Here is a 24,081-nt window from a genome sequence, read left to right on the forward strand (position 1 = left end):
ATTAAGCAAAAGTAATGCCATATTCCAGCAACATCCAGGTCGTCAACGACGCCAACGGCACCGCCCACGCCTTCCTGCTCGAGGACGGCGCCATCTGGCAGGGGGTATGGAACGCCGAGGCGGCGCGGTGGGACAAGGGCACGATCGTGCCGGGGGCGTTCGGCGGCGAGACGCTGCAGGCATTGGTGCTGCCCCGCTTCTGGACCACCGCCAACAACGGCGGCACCGCGGCCACGGCCTGGGATCCGGCGCTGGTGCTGGCCTACCGGGTGGGGCAGGGCAGTGGGGCGGAGATCCAGGCCAGCTTCGGACGCTGGGCTGCCCAGGGGCAGCTCACCTGGACGGCGCCGGTGCGGCTCACCGATGACCAGAGCGGTGATCGCCGCTTCACGCTCAGCGCCGGCGAGAACCAGACCCTCAACCTGGTGCTCGAGAAGCAGGTGGGTGCCACGCCCGCCAATGCGGTGCTCGACGCCCTGGCCAGCACCGCCGCCAGCGATCCTGCCGCCCTGCGCGATCAGCTCACGGCAACGCTGCAGAGCACCGCGCCGGACAGCGATCTCTACGTCAACCGCTACCGCATCGACAGCACCGGCACCCAGCTGGAGCAGCTGGTGTCCACCAGCGTGCCGGGCGGGCAGTGGCAGGCGATCACCAACCAGGCCAATCCGCTGGAGCCGGCGCCAATCACGGCGCGTCTGAGTCGGCCGGCGGTTTCGCTTTCGGGCAACACCCAGCTGGTGCGATCGATGCTCTATCCGCAGCAGCCGACACAGCTGCAAGCCGTTCAGGCGGCTGCCGGGCCCAGCCGCCTGGATGGTCCGGGCGCCCTGACGGCAACGGTGAATCCGACAGAAGCAAATCTGGCAGCCGCACAGCCGGCGCCTGTGCAGACGGCTTTTTCCGCATCCGCGGCGCCTAGTTTCCTGCGGCTGAATGTGAACGGCCCCTTCGGCGGCACCCTGGGTGTGGGCCTGAAGGGCCAAAGCGTGTATCGCTGGATCTATCAGACAGCCCAGAAAAGCACCCTGAGCCCCAATATCGACATTCTGGACCTGACACCGGAGCAGATCCTTGCGAGGCAGCGCCTCGGCCTCGAAAACTTCACGAATCTGGATGCTCCCTTCATCGGAGCCGCCTCAGCCCTGAACAAGGGGCTTGATGCCGCCACCCGGGAGAGGATCAACACCGACGCCATCACTCTTTTAAACGGCGGAAGCAACAAAAGACTTTTCATCTCCTCAGCCACGGGTGGTGTCAGTGCCACCCCTGTCTGGAACCTGAGGATCCAGGGTGGTTTCGGTCTGGTTCAAGGCGGCGAGAACCAGCTCAAATCCGTGAGTACCGCCAAGTTCGTGGTCGGCTACGGCAACGACACCACCCAGGTGAGACAGGGAACGGGGGCTCCTGGTTTCCAGAATGCTTACCTGGGAAATGGCAGAGACGGGACCCTGCGAGCAATCACGGCCGGGACCGAAAGGGCACGAAACATCCTCACTGGCAGGCAGCGAGACCTGAACCGACTGCTCGTCTCTAAGACCTGGAATGTCGGCCTGGGCGGATCGATCGGAACCGCCTACAGCTACAACAGCGCCAGCCCGTCGGGGCTCGAATCCCTCACCACCAGGGAATCCGTGGGCATTGATGCCCTACGCAGAGCCCGGTCGATCGATGGGCAGTGGCTGACCGAAACGATCGCCGATTTCTCCAGCGGTTTCTACTGGCAACAACTGACCAGCAATCCCGGCCGGGCTCTGCCGACTTACGCAGGCTCGGCCGGCCTGTTCAGCGGCGTGCTCGCGACCGGCCTGAACGGCCGAGTTGCCATTGCCGGGCTGCGCAGCGCCCGGGTGAATCCGTTCACGAACACCACCGGGAACGGTGTATCGCAACGCTCGATCGCCAATGAGATTGCGAAACTCACCGGCATCATCACGGCTGTCGGCGTCCCCCTGGGAGTCGGGATCGGCTCGCAGGACGTGAAAACGCGCTCATCTCAGGGCATCCAGACCCAGCTGCGCCTCTCTGCCAGCAAGCTGTACCGGGGCTTCGCCGGCTTCGATCTGAATTTCGGCGATCGTTTCTACAGCCAGGATTCAACGAACCAATTTGACAGCAACCCTTCGTTCTTCAGCAAGCTGGGGGATCAGGTCTACTTCGATGCCGGCATCCGGCTGTTCGGCGGGCTGCGGGTGCCGCTACTCAGCTACTACAACAATTTCATCATCCGCGACGAGACTTCGGCGCCGGCTCCAGCCGCTCTGCAGGCCGATTCCCAGATCGAGCCGCCGGCCAGCGGCCTCACGGTCAAGGTCGACTTCACCGCCGATGGTGCCTATCCGGCCACCTATCTGCCCGCCGACGGCAGCCCCCTGTTCGCCGGGGCGCCACTGATCAGCCCGGAGGATGCCCGCACCTTCCTGCTCGGTGATGCCCAGGTCAATGCGCTGCGACTGCTGAAGCTCGGCTCGGCGCTGGCGCCCGGCCCGACGGGTGTGGTGCAGATCCAGCTGGAGAACGCTGGCTCTGGGCTCAATGCCGGCACGTATCAGGCTGTGCGGATCCTCGGCGTGCCGCTGCTCAATGCTGGTTACGCCACGGTCGATGTCACGGTGGATGAGAGTGGGCGGATCAGCGCTCTCAGCAATCTGCAGGGGGCCGATTATCTGTCGCTGCCGGAGAAGACGCCCCTGAGCGGCGTGTTCTACCTGCCCCTCGATCTCTATCAGGTTGATCCCGAACTCAAGCGCTCGATCGCCCCACGGTTCACAGCTGGCAGCGGCACCCCCGGCTTCACGCCTCCGGTGCTGTCGATCAGCGCCTCCAGCAGCGGCAACAGCGGCCTGGGTAAGCAGCGTCTGTTCAGCTTTGATCAGGTGCAGGTGGTGGCGGGCGGCGCCGGCTACCAGCGCCTGGTAGCGAGCCGGTCGGGAGATTCCCTCAGCCCGGAGCAGCCCGCCAGCAACGACAACGCGCCTTACACCTATGCCTCCGTGCCGGTGAGCCTCTGGCTGGGAACCCAGGTGGTGCCGCTGCTCGGCCACGACGCCGGCAACCCGGCCACGGCCACGGTGCATCTGGCCGGCGGCAGCATCCGCCGCATCGATCTCGATCAGCCCTTTTACATCACGGAGGGCGACACCAGCGCCGCCGACCTCTACAGCCTGGCGCTGACCCTGCCCGCCGGGATCACGCCGTTGAGCCAGGCGAGCCTGAAGCTCTCGCCCAGCTCGGTGGAACTCAGCAACCTGGTGGAGGAAACCGATTTCTCCGCCCAGCCCGGCGCCGTGGACACCGGTGTGTACCTCGCCGCCGGTCAGGCCGATCAGCTGGCGCTCGACTCCGCCGATGGCTACCGCCGCCTGCAGAACCGGGTGGCCTACACCTCCCTCGATGCCAACGGCAAGGCGTTCACCGTCTACCTCAACAGCAGTGGCAAGAGCTTCGCCACGGCCACTGAGCTCACCAATGCGGCCATCGTCGCCGGCACGGCGCCGGAGTTCAGCTTCGCCAACCATCCCAGCTCGATCAGCATCAGCGGCCGCAAGCAGGATCTGCTCAAGGGCGACACGCTGGTGGTGTGGGTGGAAGCGGGTGATCCGCTGATTCCCTACGGCGACGCCGACGGCAACAAAAACTACCAGGCTTATCTGACTGCCGCCTATGGCAAGCAGGCGATCAACTACCGGGTGGCCATCAATGGCAGCTCCACCAACTGGCAGCAACCCGACAGCACCACCCTGTACCGGCCCAGCAATGCGATCATCTCCGATCTGCAGCTGTTCAATGTTCCCGATCCGCGCACAGGGGTGCAGCGCACGCTGCTGGTCTGGTCCGAGATTTCGATCGACGCGATCAAGGGATTGACGGAGGAGTTCGGTTCCGGACTATCGCTGCCCGCCACGATCAAGGCCACCTGGATCAACGCCGACAGCGACACGATCAACTGGCAGGACCTCAGCAAGGAAGTCGTCTCCATCCCCTGGGATCCCACCACCAGCGTCGGCCTCGGCATCGCCGATCTCAGCATCGCCTCGCAGACGATCAAGCAGGCCGATGGCACGGTGCTGCAGACGCCGCTGATCAGCTGGAGCCAGTCGGTGCGCACCCCTTATCAGGAGGCGGTGCTGAAGGATCAGCCCTCGATCTATCTGCCGATGGCCGGCCTGGCCCCCGGCGAGACCAGCCTCAACCGTGGCATCGCCAGCCCCACACTCTCGACCACCTTTGCCTCCAGCACCGGCCTGGACTTCAACGTGGCCGGCGCCCTGGCCGTGGAGCAGACGACCGCCGTCCGCAACAGCGATGGCACCGGTGTGCTCAGCACCGGGCTTGGCAATTTCAACCAGGCCGCCCTGGATCTGGTTTCACAGATTCCCGTTGCCACCCTGCCCAGCCCGATCAGCCCGGATCTCGGCGATCCACCGATCCCCTCGCTCCCCTACGCGATCGAGTGCTGGGTGCAGCTGCAGCAGGGATCCAATCCCGGCGGCGCAGGCCTGGTCGCAATGGGCCAGCCGTCGGAGTCCGCCGTCGGCGCTGCCGAACTGCCTGACGGCTGGCTGCTGCAGAGCTCCTTCCAGGTGCTGCAGCTCAGCACCAACGACGCCGCCAGCCTGGGGTTAATCGATGCCGCCTCGGTCCCTGCCGGGCAGGGCGATGCGGTCTGGGGCTGGACCTGGAGCCTGCAGGCCGATGGGGCCAACAGCACCGCCATGAACGGTACCGGCGGCAGCAATCTCTATGCCAATGCCCTGACGCTGAGCAATCTGGTCAGCGGCCAGAAAATCAGCGGTGTCGAGGACTTTCTGGCCAGCTACGGGCTGACGACGGAGCAGTTGCCAGGCCTCGATGGCACCACCGCCAACACCATGGCCCTGGCGCCGTCCACCAGCCTGGCCTTCGCGGATTACATCGATGCCGACAGCCAGCGAGCCACCTCCACGCTCAATGCCGTGGAGCTCGATCCCAGCACGACGCTGCTCAACCAGGGCTTCGTGAGTGCGGCGGATGCCGCCGCCAACGCCAGCCTCAACGCGATGCTGAACAGCCTGTGGCGCTATCAGCAGGCCACCGGCGAGGCAAAGGTGGTGTTCGGGGAGGATCCCAGGACGGCCCAGGCGCAGGGCTTCCCCGATCCGCTGAGCCCCGAGAACTACGCGGGCTACGCGCTCGGGTTCGAACTCTGGGGCGGCCCGGCCATCTCGGTCGACAGTGCCGGCAGGCTCGTCTTCGACGTCAGCAAGGACCTGGCGCTCACGGCTCCGCTGGGCAGCGATCAGCGCGACGACGCCTGGCATTACGTCGCCGTCAGCTACAGCCCCACTTACAGCGATTACAGCGTCAACGGCACCACCGTCCAGGTGCCCACCAACAGTGGCACGGCCTCGCTGTTCATTGACGGCAAGCTGGTCGCTTCCGCCTCGGTCAGCGATGCCTACCTGCCGTTCAACGTCAATGGCCAGGCCCAGCTGCTGACCCACAACGCCGGTGGCGCCATTGATCACGTGGCCTTCTACGACGCGGCGATCAATGCGCTCAACCCCAATCCGCCGGCCTCCGACCTGTGGCCCACGCTCACGGCCAAGGATGCCCTGGCCGAACTCCAGGCCCTCAGCGGCATCGCCCTGGCCGGCAGCCCTGCCCCGGGCCAGATCCCCGGGGCGGTCACCAGCCACTGGCTGGCTAGCAACGTCAACCCCCTGGGCGCCCTGCAGGCCACCTACACCAGCAGCTATCGCCGCAGCGACGACGGCAGCAGCTGGAGCTGGAGCGAGGCCAGCGGCTTCAATCCGCTGCTCGCTCCCCAGCTCACCGAGCCCAGCGCCAGCCGCAGCGGCTCGCCCAGTGATGCCTTCAGCCTGAGCGTCCAGCCCGCGGACTGGGCCTCACTGCGATCCAGCGCCAACAGCACGGCGGGCTTCAATCCCAGCGGTCAGGAGCTGCTCGGCGTCAGCGTCACCCTCACCGACAGCAGCATCGGCAGCAGCAGCACGATCCAGCTCAGCGCCGAGCAGGTGCTGGTGGGTTCCCAGACGATCGCGGCGCTGCAGCCCCGCTCCACCGATCCGGCCAGCCGCAACGATCCCGCCGGCCCGCAGCTGCTCTACACCGTGCTCAATACCAGGCCTGAGCTGACGCTGTTGATCCCGCGGGTGGATCTGCCCTCGCCCGCCACCACCACAGCCAAGGTCCAGCTCAGTTTCCGCAGCCAGGACAGCGCCAGCCCGGGCGACGTCGTCGTCAGCACGATCAAGCCACTCAGCTTCCAGGCCCTGGCCCTGGCCGATCAAGCCGCCGACACCGGCTTCGTGCCGCCGGATACCGTGCAGAAGCTGCGCGACGCCAACCAGGCCCTGGCCACCGCGGCGGTGCTGGAGGCCGCACCGCTGCAGCTCAAATACATCGACAGCGGCCAGAAGTTCAGCAGCGAAGCCACCGCCAGCGCCGCCAATGATCCGGCCAGTTCCGTGCCAGCCCAGAGCTTCGGCGCCTCCCAGGTGGCCGGCAGCTACCGCCTCGCCAGCGATGACAAGACCCTCGAACGCGGCTGGATCGCCATCGCCCGCACGGTCAGCGACGATGCCATCGCCAACCTGGCCGGCCGGGTGTGGGTGAACTACAGCGGCCTGCGGCCGGTGGATCCCTCTGCCCAGGGCAATGCCAAGGTGCCGGTGGAGCAGGCCCCCTCCACCTGGCTGAATGCGCTGGCGCAGTCCAATTTCGATGCGCAGACAGCCAACCTGCCGCTACTCAATGACGGCCGCTACCCAAGCGACAGCGGCGGCCTGCTGATCAAGGCCGATGAAACCCTCGGCATCGATGCCAATCTCGGCCAAGTGATGCTCAATGCCGATCTCGATGGCGATGGCAACGAGGAGCTGATCATCGCCGCGCCGCAGGCCTCCGGGGGCGGCCGCGTTTACATCATCTCCGGCAAATGGATCGCCGACAATCTCAACAGCAATCCGCTCACCCTTGATCTGGCTAACCCCACGGCCTTCGGGGCCGATGTGGTGACGATCCTGCAGCCGGGAATCAGCAGCAGCAACCCCCAGAATCCTGGCAAGCCCGATCGCATCAGCTTCGCCAACTTCGGCTCGGCGATGGCCGTGGATCCGCTCAGCGGCAAGCTCTGGATCGGCGCGCCACAGTATGTGCGCGAGCTGCCGCAACGGCCGGATCAGACCGAGCTGGAGTCGCTGGTGGCGATCGGCGCGCTCTATAGCTTCGACTATAAAAATCAGCGCAGCAGTGCCGGGCAGCCGCTGAAGCCTGTGGTGCTGGGCGCCGCGGGAACCCAGACCACCCAAGGTGCCGATGGCGGCTCCCTGGTCACCACCACCTGGGGAGCCCAGCTGGGAATCGCCCTGGCGTTCAGCGCCAGCGGCGAGCTGGCCGTGTCGGCACCGGGAACGCCCTCAGCCCAGGAGTTCTACGGCACCGATGAGCTGATCCAGCAAACCATCTCCGGCAAGATCGATGCCTCGCAGAGCAAGACGTGGGGCTCGCTCTACCGCGCCGGCTTCGCCGCCAAGCCCAGCGACCCCGCCGCGATCAGCCAGCTCAACGGCACCGACCGCAAGGTGCTGACGCGGGTCGATGGCAAGAGCTGGCAGCCGGGATCGGCCAACGTTCAGCGGCTGCGCACCTACATCGCGAACAACCCCGATGTCACGATCGCCTCGCCGACGCTGAGTTACAACCAGGCCCTGCAGACCGACGCTGTCGGCGCTGTGTTCCTGCTCAGCGATCCCGCCAGCCTGGCGGCGCTGACCCCTGCCGGGGGGGGCACCGCCCAGCTCTGGGCCGAGGACGTCGCTGCCAGCGGTGGGGCCAGCTTCTACGGCAGCAACATCGTCAACACCCTGGGTGCCACCGGCTTCGGTTCCAGCCTGGCCTTCGCCGATCTGGCCAACATCGCCCGCGATCAGCTGCTTATCGGTGCCGACAGCACCGGCGGCAGCGGCAGCGTGCTGGCGATCGACCCCAAAGCATTCCTGGGTGGTGGATCCACCCTGGCCATCGCCGATCAGCCCAACAGCTACATGGCCCATCAGGCGGCCTTCCTCAATCTCCTGGGTGCGCAGAATCTCGATCAGTTCGGCCGCCGTCTCGTCAGCCTCGGTGATGTCAACAAGGACGGCTACGACGATGTGCTGGCCACCGCCCCCAACAGCCGCGGCGGGGCCGGCTCCGGCTATGTGATCTTCGGCTCCGATCTGCTACCCGATCCCAAGGCCCCCGTTCAGTTCATTGGTTCGGTGGCGCCAGGCTCGATCGGCGTGCTGCAGGGACCCGCTGGTCCGCGGCAGGCGCCGATCCTCGAGGAGATCGGCTTTGGCCCTGATGGCCAGTCCGGCGCCGGCGCCTTTGGCCGCGGCGATGTGGATGGCGATGGCTATCCCGATGTGCTGCTCGGCTCGGGCGGCAACGGCAGCGCTTATGTCACCTGGGGCAAGCCATACCTCTCCGCCATCGACAATCTGGCCCTGGAGAAGCTCTCCAGCTCCAATGGGTTCCTGCTCGATGGGCTGGCCAGCAAAGAGCAGGGCAGCCTGCGCGGCATCGGTGATTTCAACGCCGATGGCTATGACGATTTCATCTCCATTCAGCGCGGTCCGGCGCTCAGCACCGTGCGCCTCGAGCTGGGCGCCTCCACGCAGGACCTGCTCGCTGCCTATCCCTACAACTTCTACAACTTCACGGTCAGCAACGACACCCAGGTGGTGTCGATCGGCGACAGCAACGGCGATGGTTTCGCCGATCTCGCTCTGTTCATCGACAAGACCTACAGCGCTGATAACCAGGGGGCGGGCAGCAGCACCGGCATCCTTTACGGTCGCAGCAGCGACAAGCTGCCGATCGGCAGTGGCTTCGGCCTGCTGGCTCCCGCCGGTGCGCCTCTGCCGGAGCGCAACGTGGTGAGCGGCCTAACCGATGCCACCCCCGCCTTCCTGACGGTGGGCACCACCATTTACAGCGTCGTCAAGGGAGTCGGTGATACCGACAGCGTCTGGTTCAACCAGAGCCGCGACGGCGGCAGCAGCTGGGACAGCTGGACCAACCTCACCAACCTGCAGCCCGGTCTGCGCACCGCCAGCGGCCACGGGCCGGCCCTCTGCTTCGCTGATGGCCGCCTGGTGCTGGGTCTGCTTGACCCCGCCGGGCAGATCAGCCTGAGCAGCTGGGACCCCAGCAGCGAGGACCTGAGGCAGTGGACTGCCCCCGCGGCCGTCGCGATCGACGGCCAGCCGATCCGCTCCAGCCAGACCCCGCAGCTGGTGGCCGCGGGCGTCAACCTGGCGTTGCTGTGGGTGGAGCCCAGCGGTGAACTGCGCAGCTCCACCAACACCGAGCCGTTCAACGGCGGCGCCTGGCAGTCGGCCGAGAGCCTGCAGGAACGCCTCAGCGACGGCAGCTCCCGGGCGCTGCGCTCGATCACCGCCCCGTCGCTCAGCGATCTGGGCGGAGGCCTGGTGGCGCTTGCCGTGGCGGAGGACGACCCGGCTGCCAGCCCCGGCGCGATCAGCCGCATCCGCCTACTCACCAGCCTGCCCAACAGCCTGCGCTGGGCCGAGGCCTCGAGCTTCCAGGCCAGCGGGTCCCCCCTGGCCACCGGCCCCAGCCTGACCCGCACCGACACCGGGCTGGCGCTCACCTACGGCACGGCCGACCAGGCGGTGGTGCTGCAGCGGCTCGATCTGCTCGATCTCGACGGCACGTCGCTGAACACGGCCGATCCCCTGGAGCCCCAGATCCAGCAGACCTGGCAGGCCACCAGTCTCAGCGGCCTGAGTTCCGCCTATGGCACGGTGCCGCTGGTGGTCAACGGCACCCTGCTGCTCGGCAACGTGCGCAGCGGCGCCGAGAACACCCAGATCTGGCTGAACGCCATCCCCGCGTCCCAGCGCTCCGGCAGCAGCGTCTGGATCGACAGCAGCGTGCAGCTGAGCGATGGCAACGGCGACTGGCTGGTGCGCCAGCAGGCCGGCGCCGAGCATCCGGTCGCCTTCGGGGTGCTCGATCCCGCCTGGCAACAGCCGAACGGCGGCCTCTCGCCCTGGGCGCCCTCCTACGCCGAGCTCAACGGCGTGCTGTACGCGTCCGTGCGCGGTTGGAGCAGCAACGACACGAATAAGCAACTCTACTGGAACCGCAGTTTCGACGACGGCCTCACCTGGAACGGCTGGCAGCAGCTGCCCGGTGGCATGACCTCCGATCGGCCGCCGACGATCGCCGCATACGAGGGCACGCTGTATCTCGTCTACATCGGCCAGGACAACTCCCAGACCCTCAACCTCACCAAGCTGGAGAACGCCGACACCAACCAGTGGGCTTCTCAGATCCAGGTGCGCGCCGGCATCAGCGGCGCCTCCAACCAGACCGCCGAGTTCGCCACCCTGGTCAATGAAGACAGCCAGCTGGCCCTGTATTACGTGGGTAGTGGCAACAACGAGCTGTTCAGCACCAGCTCCACCGACCCCTACAACACGGGCAAGTTCACCACCTCCACGCTGATCAAGTACAACAACAACAGCGGCATTCAAACGGCCTCCGGACCCTTGGCGGCCGCAAGGCTCGACGGGAAGACCTATCTGGCCTACCAGGGCGGGACGTATCAGAGCGGCAAGAACCTACCGGGGAAGCAAAACCAGATCTTCCTCACCACCGGCAGCGCCAACGACACCAACTGGACCCTGGTCAACCCCGTGCCGCAGCCCGGCAGTCCCAGCCACACCGGTGTCGGTCTCGCGGCCAACAGCAATGGCTTGGTGCTCAGCTTCAGCGATGTGGTCGACGGCAGGAACGTCGTCTCCTTGCAGCAGGGCATCGGCTCCGACAGCAGCTGGAGCTTTTCTCCCTACACCGTGCTGGAGACCCCTGAGGACAGCGTTCCCCGCTACGACGGCGCCAACAGTCTCTACGCCCAGACCGGCAGCGACCGGGTGCTGGTGGCGACGATCGACTCCAGCGCCAATGAGGCGATCAACAGCGCCCGGGTCCTGCCGCTGCCCCCTTCGTTGGTGCTCAGCCCCGAGCAGACCCGCTCGACGCTCACCCCGGTTGGCGACCTCACCGGTGATGGTCTGGCCGACATGCTGATCACGGCCAACAACGTGGTGCAGCAAGGCACCGGTGGCGCTAAGCCCCAGCTGCAGACGGGGGTTCGCCTGGTGAGCGGAGCCGTCAGCGGCGAGGCCTTCAGCGCCGCCAACGCCAACGGCCAATCCGCCACCCAGCAGACCCTGCAACTGGCACCGGCCTTCGCAATCAATGCCGATCCGGCCAGCACCGCCCCCACCGCCGCCGGGGCCATCGGCGGCCTGCCCCAGCTCACCGTCTCTGCCACCGCCCTCGGCCAGCGCACCGGCTTCAGCACCCTGCCCGCCAACCAGAGCCTGGCCAGCTTCAGCGCCTCCGCCGCTGATCCGAGCTCGCTGAACCAGCTGTTCCGGGGGGCCGCTGAGTCCGTGCAGACGATCCCCACCCCTGTCCTGTGGGGCAAGCCCAAGCTGCGCTCCAGCAGCTTCGGCGATCTCAACGGCGACGGCCGCCCCGACCGGCTGGCCGCCGATGGCCTCGACCGTTTCCAGACCGCCAGCGGCGAACTGGGCTACACGCTCTGGGACATCCGCGCCGTCGGCGACGCCAACGGCAACGGCGTCGATGACGTGCTGCTGGCCCTAGTGCCCCGCGGCCCGGCCTATCAGCCCCAGGCGGATGGCAGCCCGTCGTTCATCCAGCCGGTTGTGCTCGATGGCTCCCTGTTCAAGGTCGACAAGATCAGCAACACCTTCTCGCTGGATCGCCTCAAGGCGCCGCTGAATCCCTACACCCAGCCCGAGGTCTTCGATCTCGCCAGCACCAGCAGCAAGGACTATCTGCCGCCGCTGCAGGCCTGGATCGATCCGATCCTGGGCTTTGTGCCCGGCAGCCTCACGGGCGCCACCGCCGTCAACGCGAGCGGTCCCGGCGAAGCCTCCGCCAGCGGGCCCCAGTTGGTGGTCGATGAGCTCGGATGCGAATTCCTCGTGTACACCGGTGGCACCAGCGGAGCTTCGGTGCTGGCGAGCGCACTGCGCCTCGGCTACCGCCGTGGCGACGACAGCTGGGCCAGCAGCGACATCCCCCTCGGCGGGCGCACGATCTCTGCCGTCACCCCCTCGGCGGCGTTCTACGGCGGTCGGCTGTATGTGACCTACGCCGACCAGAACGGCACGGTCTGGATCTCCTACACCAGCAATCCGATCACGCCGGACAGCGACCCGAGCCAGTGGAGCTGGAAGGATTACGCCGTCAGCATCAACGGCAGCCTGGTCAGCACGCTGATCAGTCCCACCCTGGTGGCCAACCACGGCGTTCTGACGCTGATCGTCCCGGGGGCGAAGCAGCCGGACAAGACCCTCGGCATTCCCACCGAGGGCCAGCAGATCTATCTGGCTTCCAGCAACAATCCCGAGGCCGGCGACAAGAGCGCCTGGGGATCCGGCTTCGATGCCACGACCAACCGCTTCAGCGGCAGCGCCAGTCCCCTGCAGGTGCAGACCAGCCCAGGGGATCAGCCCCAGCTGGCCTACACGGGCGTCCCGGTCGTCGCCACTGTGTTCCAGGGCCAGACCGTGCTGGCTTACCAGAGCATGCAGCCGGCGGCGAAAGGAGTGGTACTCGTCACCGAGCCGCTGGGTACCGGCGGGGCCGGCTCGACCCCCGTCTACGCCCTCAAGACCACCGGTATCCCCGAGGTCAATGGACTCAGCCTGACCACAGACCAGGCGCTGTTGTATCTGGCCCACGCTGACAGCGAAATCGATACCGCCGGTACCGGCAATCAACAGGTCCTCGTCTATTCCTCCAAAGCCATCGTGAGTGGCTTCTCCCCCGGAAAGGGCTTCGCGGCCAATGCTGCGAACTGGGATGAGCAGGGCGCCAATCCGATCGGCAACGTCGGCAGTCTGCCCAGCTATGTCAACAGCGGTACAGCCGGCAAGAACAGGACGATCCGCGATCAGGGCTATCGCTTCCCCACCGTCTTCGGGGTGACGATGAGCCAGGGCAGCCTGATGGGCAACTGGTCCAAGTCCGGCTTCGGAGCCAGCGTCCAAGCAGCCGAACTTAACACCAGCGTCAGCGCCCCCTCGCAGGTCTCCCTGGCGGGCTATTCGATCGATGGCGGCAGCGACATCAATGGCGACGGCTTCCGTGATCTGCTGGTCTCCGATCCCAGCGATCCCAGCCGTGCTGTCGACAATCAGTACGCCCTGTTTGGTGGCGACTGGCTCAACATCGCCACCAAGGTGGGCACCACCGGTGACGACTTGATCGCCGGCACGGTGCTGAGCGATGTGATTTATACCCTCTCCGGCAGCGATGAGGTGCGCAGCAACGGCGGCCGTGATGTGATCCTCACGGCCGATGGAGACGACCGGGTGGCGATTGCCGACAGCCGCTTCCTGCGCGTTGATATGGGCGGCGGATTTGATCAGTTACTGCTCGAGGGCCTGCTGAACCAGGCCTACGACTTCCGCCTGAATGTGCCCGATCCCGAGTACTACGCCGGCACCAAGCTGCAGAACATCGAGCTGATCGACTCGCGCGATTACGGCGCCAACATCCTGACCCTAGATGCGGCGGCGGTGACCGCCTTCAATGCCAACCGCTTCCTGTTCCTGACGCCCGACACCAACGACAACATCCGGCTCAGCAGCGACTTCACCCGCAATGTGAACTTCGATACCCGCGTCGGCGGGTTGCTGTGGAGCGCCTTCACCACCGCTTCGGCGGCGGCCACGCCCAGCGAGACCAGCCCGGCTGTGGTCTACGTGCTCAACCCAGAGCCGCAGAACCCCGGCTGGCTGGCTGCCGGCGCCAGCGACCCGGGCGTGTGGATCCAGGCCCCCGGCAGCGCCATGCCCAGCGGCGCCCGCATTGCCGCGCTCGCCGCCCGCGGCGCGGCGGACGCCCCTGATGAGGCGGCCGCGTCAGCCGCCCGAGAGGGCACCACCAAGCGTTTCGGTCGCGGGCTGGCGGTGACGGCCTTCACCGCCTCCAGCCGCGATGGCTTCAGCCGCTACCAGCTCTCCCGTCAGGACGGCGCCACTCGGCAGATCGTGGCCTATGCCACGACCACGGAGAACAGCCGCGCCAGGCTCGGCGCCGATGTGATGCACGCGGCCGGCGTGGTGGTGTTTGAACGCGGGGAGACCCAGAAGCAGGTGGTGGTGCCCTGGCTGGCCGGGGACCTCGCCAGTAGCCGCGGCAGCTCGTTGACGCTCGATGTGCGCGAGCTGCCTGACCGGCGCCAGAAGGAGCTGCATGTGCTGCTCGAATCGCTCCCCGATCCCGTCAGCGGGGACCGGCCGGTGTTCTCCGGCGTCGTGTTCGACACCGATCCGCTGACCGAACGTGCCCGCATCCGCCTGCGCGCTGACACCAACAGCCCCGACGACAGCGACCTGCGCCTGCGTGTCGGCGTCCGCAGCTCGGCCGACAGCTTCGCCACCACCGCCAGCAAGGAGGTGGAGCTGCGTGACTTCAACCCCCAGGGCAGTTTCACCCTGCCGGTGGATTCGCTGCTCAACCTGCCGCTCGATCACGATGGCAGCCGCAATGCCCAGGTGAGCGCAACCCTGGAGCTGGATCTCAACGCTCCCCCCGATCGGCCGCAGGTATCCCTGCTCGGCCCCTCCTACGAACTCCAATCCAACATCGAGATCAACGAGGGAAACACCATCTCGTTCGCGAATGACGGGCCGCTCACCACCTGGCGTTCCGACAGCGGCTCCGGCCTGGTCAACTTTGGTCTGCAGAGAGAGAACCCTGTTCCAAGCACCGTGCGCGAGCTGCTGCTCAGCGATGCGATGGGCGGCAGTGCCGGCTCGATCAACCCCATCAATGTCCTCGACGACAGTCCCGAGGGCGGCTGGCAGAGCAGTGAGGGGATCGCTGTCGGCAGCCGTTCGATCAGCGATGTGACCTTCCTCTCCGGCCCGGCCTGGACCCCGACTGCCAGCCGCGACGGCATCGATCTGGAGCTGCTGGAGCTCAGCCTCAACGGCAACCAGATCACCGCCAGGTTCGAGGGTGGCGTCAGGGCCGAGTTCTGGCAGGCCAGAGGGACCGCACACACCCTGGAGCCTGTGCCGGCCTCAGTGAAGGTGGAACGGCTCGCCGGTTACAACAACGCCATCGGTTTCTATTCGGTGGATAGCATCACCGGCTTAGTCGACGGCCGCAGCCCCGGCGAGGCCGGTTATCTCCAGGCCGCCCTGGCCCGCTGCGAAGCTGAGGATCTGCTGCTCTCTGCCTCCGAGCTGCCAGGCTTTGGCCAGGCGCTCACTTTTAACGCCCTGCCGATCGACAGCCAAAAGAGTTATGGCGTGCTCCTGCTCCAGGACGGCAATCGCGAAACCATCTTTTCCTCCTTCAGCGCCGCCAACCCAGGTGGTGAAACCCAGATGGTACGCCTCGGGTCCGAGGCGAATCGCTTCACGCTCGGCCTCGAGGACATCGCCGTGACATCAGGCCTCAGCGACAGGGACTTCAACGACAACATCGTCAGAATCAGCGGCGTGTCGCTGGGGCTGTTCTGAGTGGTCGACGCTGCAGAGGGCCAAACCCAGTGGGGCTGGCCCTCGCACAAAATGCAACGGGGACTGAAGCAACAACCAAATAGCATACAGATTGCTATTGATATCATAATCGATTGGCCGAACTCGACAGCATGAAGCAGCAGCCGGACCGATTGTCTACTACTTGCTTCGACAAGCCCGATTCCGCTATCCGTCGGCGATGCCAATTAGAATCTCCTTGTCGAATTCGCTAGTGCCATTGCCAAGTCAGGCCATTGCAGCGCCAGAGCCAGGCAGTCCTATCGGAAGAGATGGATCTGGGTGATCCTGCTCACATCCGATTGCATCAGGGGAGAAACAAGCTCTCCCCATCACCTCGCTAAAGCGAGGCCATTAAGGCTGACAACACACGATGCTGCGCATTAGACCGAGCAAGTCTTGATACGATGACAACGACGTTTAAAAATCCGGCATCTTTCCCATTCAATAATTTTTCAAATACAGCCGTTTCCGATCGTAGATGGCATGTCCTTTCAGGTAGAGTTGTGTAGGCACTCGCTGGCGGCATTATCATTATTGACATTACCGGTGCCGAGAATGCAGGGATTAAAATCTTGGGCACTCTCGCTGCTAGATCTGGCGACGGCCTTATCTTCGGCGAAGGTAGAGAAAACCATGGGCTCTACAACTTTGGTACCCTCAATGGTGGAACTGGCAACGACGCAATCCGTGGCAAACGCCCAGGTTCAGACGAGGCTCTGAAACAGCACTAGCGCATCCACATAACCCAGCTGTCGGTGACGAAAAGCGCCGGGCAGGATGCCGATCAGCTGGAAGCCGTTCTGTTGCCAGCAGCGCAGACCAGCGGTGTTGGTGCTGACCACCAGGTTGAACTGCATCGCTCGAAACCCCAGCCGGCGGGCGGCCTGGAGGGAGTGCTGGCAGAGGCGGCTGCCGATGCCCTCGCGGCGGCAGTGCTCCGCCACCACATAGCCGGCATTGGCGACATGGGCGCCGAGGCACAGGGAGTTGGGCCTCAGGTAGTAGCTGCCGACCACGGTGCCGTTGCCATCAAGGGCCACCAACACCGCCTGGCTCTGCTCCACCCACAGGGTCCGGGCCTCGGCCTCGGTGATCGCCGGGTCGTGGGGGAAGGTCTCTCCAGCGCGGAACACCGGCTCCAACAACACCCATATGCCCGGCCAGTCAGCCGACTCGAATGGGCGGATCTGCAGTGGCGAGGCCACCGGGTTCAGAAGGCATGGATCAGCAGCAGGATCATGGTCTCTGCCGTGCCAGCGGCCGGACACGTGCCCCTGGCTGGATGACGTCGCCACAAAAGAAGGCGCCCCCGGTAGGGGCGCCTTAGCACCGGTCGCAGATGCACAACCTGGCATTTCGGATGCCATCCGGTCAGGTGTCGTTTTATCTACGGATCACCTGTCTGGGGCCTGGCAGGCAAGGAGTTCAGTCAGGGCTCAGGGAAGAGATGCTCGGGGCTTGACCTTCCCAGAAGCGACTGCTGGCCGGGTTATGCAGCCCAGCGTTCACACTTCAAAACCTTGGAAATAGCATATAGCTCACTCGTCCACTTGGGGTGGCAACCATTCGGTGCCACGTTGGGCCTGTTTCCAATCAATCACCTTAACAGAGACTCCCGGGGGACTGACCCGGATTGCTTTGAGGAGAGAACCTTGGGGGTCTTTCCCCTCAATCACAAACTAATCCTTTCTGGCAACAAGAGGGGATCGTCCGTGTTCCTCTTTCCGCATGGAGATGGGCGGTTTCAGGATCCATCCTTGCCGCTTGTTGCGCATCGACCGGTTGAAGAGCAACCCTCGGTGACGCCACCTTCGTGAAGCCCCGTAACCCCGGAGATCAAGAGCAGCATCGAATGTGCATAAATCCCTGTCGCCAGCCTCTTTTCGTCCGAAGGTGAGGCTGCCCGATTCGGAGGCTCCATCGATGGAAGACAGCCCCCCTCATCAGCTGCCAGGAGTGCGCTGACGATCCGGCCCCTGCTCCAACAGTCTTGACGGATCTCTGGCTTCCCTTGCGTGTGACGTCTGTTCATCCAACAGCCCCGCCGTCCATTGCACCGTTAACGGCCTCGCCTCAGGTGCCCCGGACCCAACAGGAAGCCCTATTTGAACCCTGGCCCCAGGTGCCAGCGTCAGCAGCTCCGACCCTCAATCCAAAACTCACGTGATCTGACGATCAACCGACCGCGCAGCTGCGCCCCGATGTCCTCGCGGGCAACACAGCTGAGCAGGCAAACGCCCGGGGCCCACGCTCCGGGCTTTGTTGCGCTCCGTGTTCCACTCAGCCCAGGCCGCCCAGCCGGATCAGGGCACCCACCACCACGAAGGCGATCGCCAGGGCGGTGATGCCACGGATGTGCCAGGCCAGGCCGCTCAGGTTGTCGTCTGTGAGGTTTGGAATGAGCCGCAGCCGGGCATGAACGGCCAGGGCGGCGGTGCCGGCGAGCAGCAGCAGCTTGACGCCCACCAGCATCCCGATCGGGTTGGCCGGGCTGAACAGGCCCTGGAAGCCGGGGAGATAGATCCAGCTCATCCAGAGCCCGGTCACCACCTGAATCGCCAGGGCCGTCAGGCCCAGCGGCTCAAAGACCTCCTCGAAGGCGCGGATCTGGGCCGCGCTCTGCGCCCGCAGAGCCCTCGGTAGCACTCCCAGATCGAGCACCAGATGCCCGCCGGTCCACACCGTGGCGGCCAGGGCATGGACGATCACCAGCAGCGGGAAGGCGGACACGGCAGCTCCTGGGCAACTCCTCCACGATGGGAGCAATCCGGCGGGGTGAACGTGAAGATCAACACCCGCACCGACAAGGACCAGACCCTGGAGGACAAGGTGGCCAGCGTGCAGGCGCTGCTCTGATGCCAGGCCACAGAGAACAAGCCAGCCAGGTTCTGGCCTTCTGGTTCAGCGAAACCCTGCCGCGCCAGTGGTTTGCCAAGGACCTCGCCTTTGACGCACAGGTGGGCGAACGCTTCCTCGGGCTGACCCGGCGGGCGATCGCCGGCGAGCTCGACGCCTGGAGTGCTGAGCCGACCGCGGCCCTTGCGCTGGTGCTGCTGCTCGATCAGTTCCCGCGGCAGATCTGGCGCGACACCGCCATGGCCTTCGCTGGTGATCGTCAGGCTCTGGAGCTGAGTCTGCAGGCGGTGGAGCTGGGCTGGCTGGTGGCCGAAGCAGAGCAGGCGCGGCGGCAGTTCTGGCTGATGCCGCTCATGCACAGCGAAGACCTGGCGGTGCAGGAGGCGGCGCTACCGCTGTTCAAGCAACTCACCGACCCCCGCACCGCCGATTTCGCGCGTAGGCACCGTGATGTGATCGCCCGCTTTGGCCGCTTCCCCCACCGCAATGCCGTCCTGGGTCGAGTTTCGAGCGCCGAAGAGCTGGCCTTTCTGCAGACCCCAGGCTCACGCTTCTGAACCATCAGACCCCTGGACGGCTGGCAGGTGGCCGGTCTTGACCCAGATCGTGCAGCCCGCCTCACTCCAGGGCCGGTGCACGCTGCCCGGTGGATTGCGCAGCCAGCTGCCAGCCGGATAACTGCCGTGCTCGTCCTGAAACACGCCATCCAGCACGAAGATTTCTTCCCCGCCGGGGTGGCTGTGGGGCTGGAACCGTGTGCCCGGCGCCCAGCGCACCAGTGCCACGTGCTCGGAGCCGAAGCCATGCAGCGGCAGCACCTCCAGCCCGCTCACCAGGCCCGGCACCCAGGCCGCGTCGGTGGTGTCGAGCACCAGCTGCTGCTGATCGGCTGGGTGCATTTGCTGCAGCTTCACCAGGAGCGTGCAGCCCAGCTCACTGAAGGGGGCATGGCTCGAGCCCACCGGATTGCGCAGGTAGGTGCCGGCTGGATAGTCCCCCAACTCGTCGGAAAAGGTGCCCTCAAGAACGAGGATCTCCTCGCCGCCGCTATGACTGTGGCGCTCAAAGCGACTCCCGGGGGCGTAACGCACGATCGAGGTGGCGCGGGCTACTTCACCGCCGCGGCGATCCAGCATCCGCCGCTCCACCCCGGCCATCGGGGAAGGCGTCCACGGCAGGGCAGTGGTGTCCAGCGTGACGCGCTGGTCGAGATCGGCGTGGAGATCCATGACACTGCTTTAGCTCAGTCCTGGGCTCGTGCCTGGGGCGGTCGCCACTGTGCCGTTGTGGGCTGCCAGCCCAGTTTGCGTTTCTCGCTCCAGAGCTTGAGGGCCTGCTCGCGGCTGAGCTCCAACCGCTTCTACCGCTGCGCGGAAGGCTGCGCCTAGAGCAGCGGCACCGGTTGATCTGTCAGCAGCTCCCCCACGGTGAACTCCAGTCGCTTGGACCAGCGATCCCAACGGCTGGGCCGGAAGTGCAGCACCTTGCGACCGTCACTGATCCAGGCCTCTTTGGGCGACAGCGGCGGCCGGTTGCTGGCTCTACCGCTCAAGCCACCTCAGGAGCCCAGCCCCGATGGCGGTGCAGGTCTTCTGTCCGCCGCTGCAGCGGTGGGTGAGGTGCTCGCCATGGGCGATCAGGCCCTGGTGCAGGTGGCAGGTGAGCAGCGGGATGCAGTTCGGCCCCGGGTGATGCCGAAAGAAATGGCAGGTCATACAGACCTTGCGGCTGCGGATGGAACGGAGCACCGCCTGATCCAACCAAGGCCAGTCCTCGATCTCCCCCTTGCGAGAGGGCTCTAGGCGGGAGAGGGGGACTGGCGGTATGTCACCACAAACATGCGTACGCCTGTGCTGCCAGGGTGGGCGGCTGGGCGCCAGCCACACTGGTCAGCAGAGTCACCGCCGCCATGCAGCTTGATCAGTTCTGTCGAGAGCACGAGGAACTGATCGGGGTGCTGAGCAAATTGTGGGAGCTGGCGGAGCCGGGCTCAGGCGACCAGCAGCGGGCCTTGGTGCTGTTGACCAGGGTGCTGCATCGGCAGATGGTGTGGCTGGTCGCTGAGGCCGACCGGATGGAGCTGGTGAGCGAGCTGGCGTTGACAACCGCTCCAATGGCAACCGGGATGGCAACAGAACAATGAAAGCTCCCGCTGTGCTGCTTGAGCGCCTTGAGCAGATTCCAGTCATGGCAAGGGGTAAGCGCCGCCTTGTGGTGGTTCTCAGCCAACTTGGCGACTTCGACAGCCTCGAATACGCCCAAGCCCTGGTTCCTGCCCTGCCGCAACTGGAGACTGCCGGGATCGCCGTGCTGGCAATCGGTATCGGCCAGGCTGCCGGAGCCGATCGCTTCTGCGAGTTCACAGGCTTTCCCCGCGAGCTACTGCAGGTGGATGCAGACCCGCGGCTGCACCGTGCCCTGGGCCTCTACGAAGGTCTGCGGCAGATCGGCGGCCCCTGGCCCAACCTGCTTTTGATGTGCGCCGGCATCGGCTCCCCCGGTACCTTGGCCGAGGTGCTGCGCGGCTACACGGGCGATCGAGCGGCTCCCCAGCGAATCGCCGACGAGGAGACCATCCAGGCCGGCCCCTTGCCACCTATTAAAGGTTCGTTCTTTGCCCGGGCTGGCGGGACCGGATTCCAGCGCCCCTTCGAACTGGCCACGGTTCGGCTGCGCAACATGAGCGAGGTGTTGGGCAACTGGCGCACCTACGTGCCCTGCGACGACTTTCTTACCCAGCGCGGCGGCACCTTCCTGCTGGAAGACGACGACACCCTGCTCTACAGCTACAAGGATCGAGGGATTCTCGGCTTTTCGGCATCCATGGCAAGGCCGCTCAGCTTCCTGGATCCTTACCTCGCCTGATTATTTCCCTGTCTTTTTTTTGCCTTTGCTTATCTGCACAGACAACTCTTTAGAAAGACAGCGCCGAATCCGGTGGAAGCCCACGGGCCCTCGCCGCCAGGCCCTCGCCACATTGCGTTACACTAGCCGTAACAAACCGCAACACTCATGGCCGATTCTACTTCCCGCTTCGGATTCGTTGAGTTTGCTGAAACCTGGAATGGTCGCCTAGCCATGCTCGGTTTCGTAATCGGCCTCGGCACTGAGCTACTCACTGGCCAAGGCATCCTTTCCCAAATCGGCCTGGGTTGATCACCATGGAAACCGATTACACAGCTGCAATATTCACCGTGATTGCCCTTGTGGTGGTGCTCGGTGGCATGACCACCTACGTGCTCAGTCGCCCAACTGATCTGACCCCGAGATCCTGATAGCCGTAACTCTCAGCGTCGTTGAGCCAAATTCCTCCTTCTTCGTTGCAAAAAAATGACAAACACTCCGGCTGGCCGAGAATGGCTTAAGCATCGGGCCGAAGAATTGATTCTATTGGAACAGCTCAAACGCGTTGAAATGTTCAACGGCCGAGCAGCAATGTTGGGCATCTTGGTTGGCATCATCACAGAAGGGCTTACGGGCTCTGGTATCGCCCATCAAATCGGCCTCGGAGCGCTGATAGACGGTTACGCTGCCTGCCGCACCCAGTTTCTTCCCTTCTGTTTCTGAGTTTAATAGCTGTGCCTTTGGGCTTCAGTGCTCTCAGTTGCGACCTTAATGTTGGGATCTTAGTGTTGGGAAAAGATTGCATTGCAGCAGGACAATTTGCAGCCAAAACTTGCTGATCTCCAAGCTGCCCTTGAGGTGCCCCTGCCCCAGTTATGGAGTCAGCTTGGTCAGCGGCAGCTAAGGCCAGAGCTGATGGATCAGCCCGGACTTGATCCTCTGGATCATCAGCAAGCACTGCTTGGTCTAGCTCGCATCAATGCATTGACCCGCAGCGCTGCTTGCTTCTTTCCTGATATCCGTCGACTAGCAAAACTGAATCCTGCGCGGCGGTTGCGCCTCCTAGATGTGGCCTGCGGTGGGGGCGACACGGTGCGTGCCATCAGTCGCATGGCCAAGCGGGAGGGGATTGATCTGGAGGTGCATGGCTGCGACATCAGCGCTGAAGCTGTCTCCCTGGCAAGTGCAGCAGCTGAGGCGGAGGGATTGGAGACTCATTTCTTCCAAACCGACGCAATCAATTCCCCTCTTCCTGGCGGTTATCACCTAATCACCACCTCGTTATTTCTGCATCACCTCACGGAAGCCGATGCAGAAAGCCTGCTGCGCTCTATGGCCGCCGCCACCCTCAATCAGCTGTTGGTGCACGACCTAATCCGCAGCCCCATTGATCTGCTACTCACATGGATCGGCACCCGGCTGCTGAGTCGCTCAGCGATCGTGCACATAGATGGACCACTCTCGGTGGGTGGTGCTTTTCAACTCGACGAGGTGGCGCAGCTGGCCGCATCGGCTGGCCTGGTGGGTGCCCAGATCACCCGGTTCTGGCCCGAGCGTTTCCTGCTCTCCTGGAGTCGGAATGCAGCAAACGCCTGAACTCGGACCGTTGCATATTTCGCCTTGCTGGGATGTGGTGGTAGTGGGTGCTGGACCGGCCGGCGCCCTTGCAGCCCATGGTCTGGCCTGTCGTGGCGTGCGCGTCTTGCTGGTGGAGCAGCGCCACTTTCCACGCTGGAAAGTCTGTGGAGCCTGCCTCAGCCCCCAGGCCCTGGCAGCACTTAAAACAGCTGGACTTGGCGACCTAGTGGCGGCCCAGGGTGGCCTACCCCTTGAGCGACTGCAGCTGGGGGTAGCTGGCCTGGTGAGCCCGATCGCCCTGGGAGCTGGCCGGGTCCTGTCCCGCTCTCGCCTGGATCAGGCTTTGCTGGAAGCAGCTGTTGCAGTTGGTGCCACGGTGATGACGGGCACCCGAGCCGTACTGGGCGCCGCCGCCACCGGCTTAGAACCAGACCGGGAGGTGGTGCTGCAAAAAGGCACTACAAGGTGGAGTGTCAGCGCCAAGGTGGTGTTGATCGCGGCGGGTCTCAGCCACCGCGCCATCGATAACGAGGCTGAGATCAGCACCAGCATCGAGCCCCATAGTCGTATTGGCGCAGGGTGCGTACTTCCAGGGGAAGCTGCCGAGCTGCCGCCGGGTGTGCTGCAAATGGCTGTGGGCCATGGCGGTTATGTGGGTCTGGTGCGGGTCGAGAGCGGGGAGATAAACCTGGCCTGTGCCTTCGATCGGCCCATGCTGGGCTCCGGTGGTGGTGCGGCCCTGCTTTGCCAAAAAATCCTGGCAGAAGCGGGCTTTGCGACTCTGCCTAGCCTTAAGGAATCAGCCTGGCAACTCACCGCAGCGCTCAGTCGTCACACAATTCCGCTTGCGGGTCACAGGCTGCTGCTGCTTGGTGATGCCGCCGGCTACGTGGAGCCCTTCACCGGTGAAGGCATGGGCTGGGCCCTGACCTCCTCACTAGCTGCCCTGCCTCTAGTGCTTCGCGGATTGGAGAACTGGGATGGCGCAATTGAGTCGGAGTGGCGGCGCCTGCACCGCCGCTGGGTGGCACAGAAGCAGAAATCATGCCGAGTGCTGGCAGTGGTTTTGCGGCACCCCAGGATCAGGTGGGGGCTGCACAGGCTGGCTGGGAGCTTCCCCTCGGTCGCCGGCTCCATGATTGGGCTTCTGCAGCGGCCCGCCCTGCCCTGCTCGACGGACTGATCAATC

Annotated in this window: 14 protein-coding genes; 8 read left to right on the forward strand and 6 right to left on the reverse strand. The window is 64.9% G+C overall.

The features are described from left to right. Positions 1-14 precede the first annotated feature (14 nt). Positions 15-15,593, forward strand: coding sequence for a DUF4114 domain-containing protein (locus tag KBY99_RS02950; RefSeq protein ID WP_254997225.1), 15,579 nt, complete (start codon positions 15-17; stop codon positions 15,591-15,593). Between the two features lie 725 nt (positions 15,594-16,318). Here the strand turns inward: KBY99_RS02950 and KBY99_RS02955 are convergent. Beyond that, positions 16,319-16,819: a GNAT family N-acetyltransferase gene (locus KBY99_RS02955; protein ID WP_254997226.1), complete on the reverse strand. Its 501-nt coding sequence runs from the start codon at positions 16,817-16,819 to the stop codon at positions 16,319-16,321. A gap of 1,075 nt (positions 16,820-17,894) precedes the next feature. Next, the gene (locus tag KBY99_RS02960; RefSeq protein WP_254997227.1) at positions 17,895-18,344 is read right to left on the reverse strand and encodes a CopD family protein; all 450 of its coding nucleotides are present in this window, start codon (positions 18,342-18,344) and stop codon (positions 17,895-17,897) included. A gap of 125 nt (positions 18,345-18,469) precedes the next feature. Here KBY99_RS02960 and KBY99_RS02965 point away from each other — a divergent pair, with 125 nt between their 5' ends. Further along, on the forward strand, positions 18,470-19,027 hold the full coding sequence (locus KBY99_RS02965) for a DUF924 family protein (protein WP_254997229.1): 558 nt from the start codon (positions 18,470-18,472) through the stop codon (positions 19,025-19,027). Here KBY99_RS02965 and KBY99_RS02970 read toward each other — a convergent pair. Genes KBY99_RS02970 through KBY99_RS02985 form a run of 4 tightly spaced genes read right to left on the reverse strand, consistent with a single transcriptional unit; the run spans position 19,016 to position 20,218 of the window. Further along, positions 19,016-19,699 carry a cupin domain-containing protein gene (locus KBY99_RS02970; RefSeq protein WP_254997230.1) on the reverse strand — a complete coding sequence of 228 codons (684 nt, stop codon included), beginning with the start codon at positions 19,697-19,699 and terminating at the stop codon, positions 19,016-19,018. The two genes, KBY99_RS02965 and KBY99_RS02970, sit on opposite strands and share 12 nt — an antisense overlap. A 14-nt stretch (positions 19,700-19,713) precedes the next feature. Next, the gene (locus KBY99_RS02975; RefSeq protein ID WP_254997232.1) at positions 19,714-19,824 is read right to left on the reverse strand and encodes a DUF1651 domain-containing protein; all 111 of its coding nucleotides are present in this window, start codon (positions 19,822-19,824) and stop codon (positions 19,714-19,716) included. A 30-nt stretch (positions 19,825-19,854) separates the two neighbouring features. Beyond that, a complete protein-coding gene (locus KBY99_RS02980; protein ID WP_254997234.1) occupies positions 19,855-20,022 on the reverse strand; it encodes a hypothetical protein in 168 nt (55 codons plus the stop codon). Further along, positions 20,012-20,218, reverse strand: a complete 207-nt coding sequence (locus KBY99_RS02985) for a hypothetical protein (RefSeq protein ID WP_254997235.1) — start codon at positions 20,216-20,218, stop codon at positions 20,012-20,014. The genes KBY99_RS02980 and KBY99_RS02985 overlap by 11 nt, the downstream gene beginning before the upstream one ends. 161 nt (positions 20,219-20,379) lie before the next feature. Between KBY99_RS02985 and KBY99_RS02990 the strand changes: the two genes are divergently transcribed. The 6 genes from KBY99_RS02990 (at position 20,380) to KBY99_RS03015 (ending at position 24,075) form a co-directional block, all read left to right on the forward strand. Continuing rightward, positions 20,380-20,613 carry a hypothetical protein gene (locus KBY99_RS02990; protein ID WP_254997236.1) on the forward strand — a complete coding sequence of 78 codons (234 nt, stop codon included), beginning with the start codon at positions 20,380-20,382 and terminating at the stop codon, positions 20,611-20,613. Next, entirely contained in the window at positions 20,610-21,335 is a 726-nt protein-coding gene (locus KBY99_RS02995; protein ID WP_254997237.1) for a peroxiredoxin-like family protein, read from the forward strand. The genes KBY99_RS02990 and KBY99_RS02995 overlap by 4 nt, the downstream gene beginning before the upstream one ends. 147 nt (positions 21,336-21,482) lie before the next feature. Further along, entirely contained in the window at positions 21,483-21,626 is a 144-nt protein-coding gene (locus tag KBY99_RS03000; RefSeq protein WP_254933204.1) for a chlorophyll a/b-binding protein, read from the forward strand. A gap of 174 nt (positions 21,627-21,800) precedes the next feature. Then, complete coding sequence (locus KBY99_RS03005) at positions 21,801-22,037, forward strand: high light inducible protein (RefSeq protein WP_254997238.1); 237 nt, start codon at positions 21,801-21,803, stop codon at positions 22,035-22,037. Between the two features lie 192 nt (positions 22,038-22,229). Beyond that, the gene (locus KBY99_RS03010) at positions 22,230-22,910 is read left to right on the forward strand and encodes a methyltransferase domain-containing protein (RefSeq protein ID WP_254997240.1); all 681 of its coding nucleotides are present in this window, start codon (positions 22,230-22,232) and stop codon (positions 22,908-22,910) included. 10 nt (positions 22,911-22,920) lie between these two features. Beyond that, positions 22,921-24,075 (forward strand): NAD(P)/FAD-dependent oxidoreductase, encoded by a 1,155-nt coding sequence (locus tag KBY99_RS03015; RefSeq protein WP_254997243.1) that lies wholly within the window; start codon positions 22,921-22,923, stop codon positions 24,073-24,075. The last annotated feature ends 6 nt before the right edge of the window (positions 24,076-24,081 follow it).

The sequence above is a fragment of the Cyanobium sp. Maggiore-St4-Cus genome (assembly GCF_024345615.1).
GTDB classification, from domain to species: Bacteria; Cyanobacteriota; Cyanobacteriia; order PCC-6307; family Cyanobiaceae; genus Cyanobium_A; species Cyanobium_A usitatum.

Coding starts and splice junctions, on each gene's coding strand:
- KBY99_RS03010 (WP_254997240.1), top strand. CDS start 22,230: ATGGATCAGCCCGGACTTGATCCTCTGGATCATCAGCAAGCACTGCTT.
- KBY99_RS02950 (WP_254997225.1), top strand. CDS start 15: ATGCCATATTCCAGCAACATCCAGGTCGTCAACGACGCCAACGGCACC.
- KBY99_RS02965 (WP_254997229.1), top strand. CDS start 18,470: ATGCCAGGCCACAGAGAACAAGCCAGCCAGGTTCTGGCCTTCTGGTTC.
- KBY99_RS03005 (WP_254997238.1), top strand. CDS start 21,801: ATGACAAACACTCCGGCTGGCCGAGAATGGCTTAAGCATCGGGCCGAA.
- KBY99_RS03000 (WP_254933204.1), top strand. CDS start 21,483: ATGGCCGATTCTACTTCCCGCTTCGGATTCGTTGAGTTTGCTGAAACC.
- KBY99_RS02995 (WP_254997237.1), top strand. CDS start 20,610: ATGAAAGCTCCCGCTGTGCTGCTTGAGCGCCTTGAGCAGATTCCAGTC.
- KBY99_RS02990 (WP_254997236.1), top strand. CDS start 20,380: ATGCAGCTTGATCAGTTCTGTCGAGAGCACGAGGAACTGATCGGGGTG.
- KBY99_RS02970 (WP_254997230.1), bottom strand. CDS start 19,699: ATGGATCTCCACGCCGATCTCGACCAGCGCGTCACGCTGGACACCACT.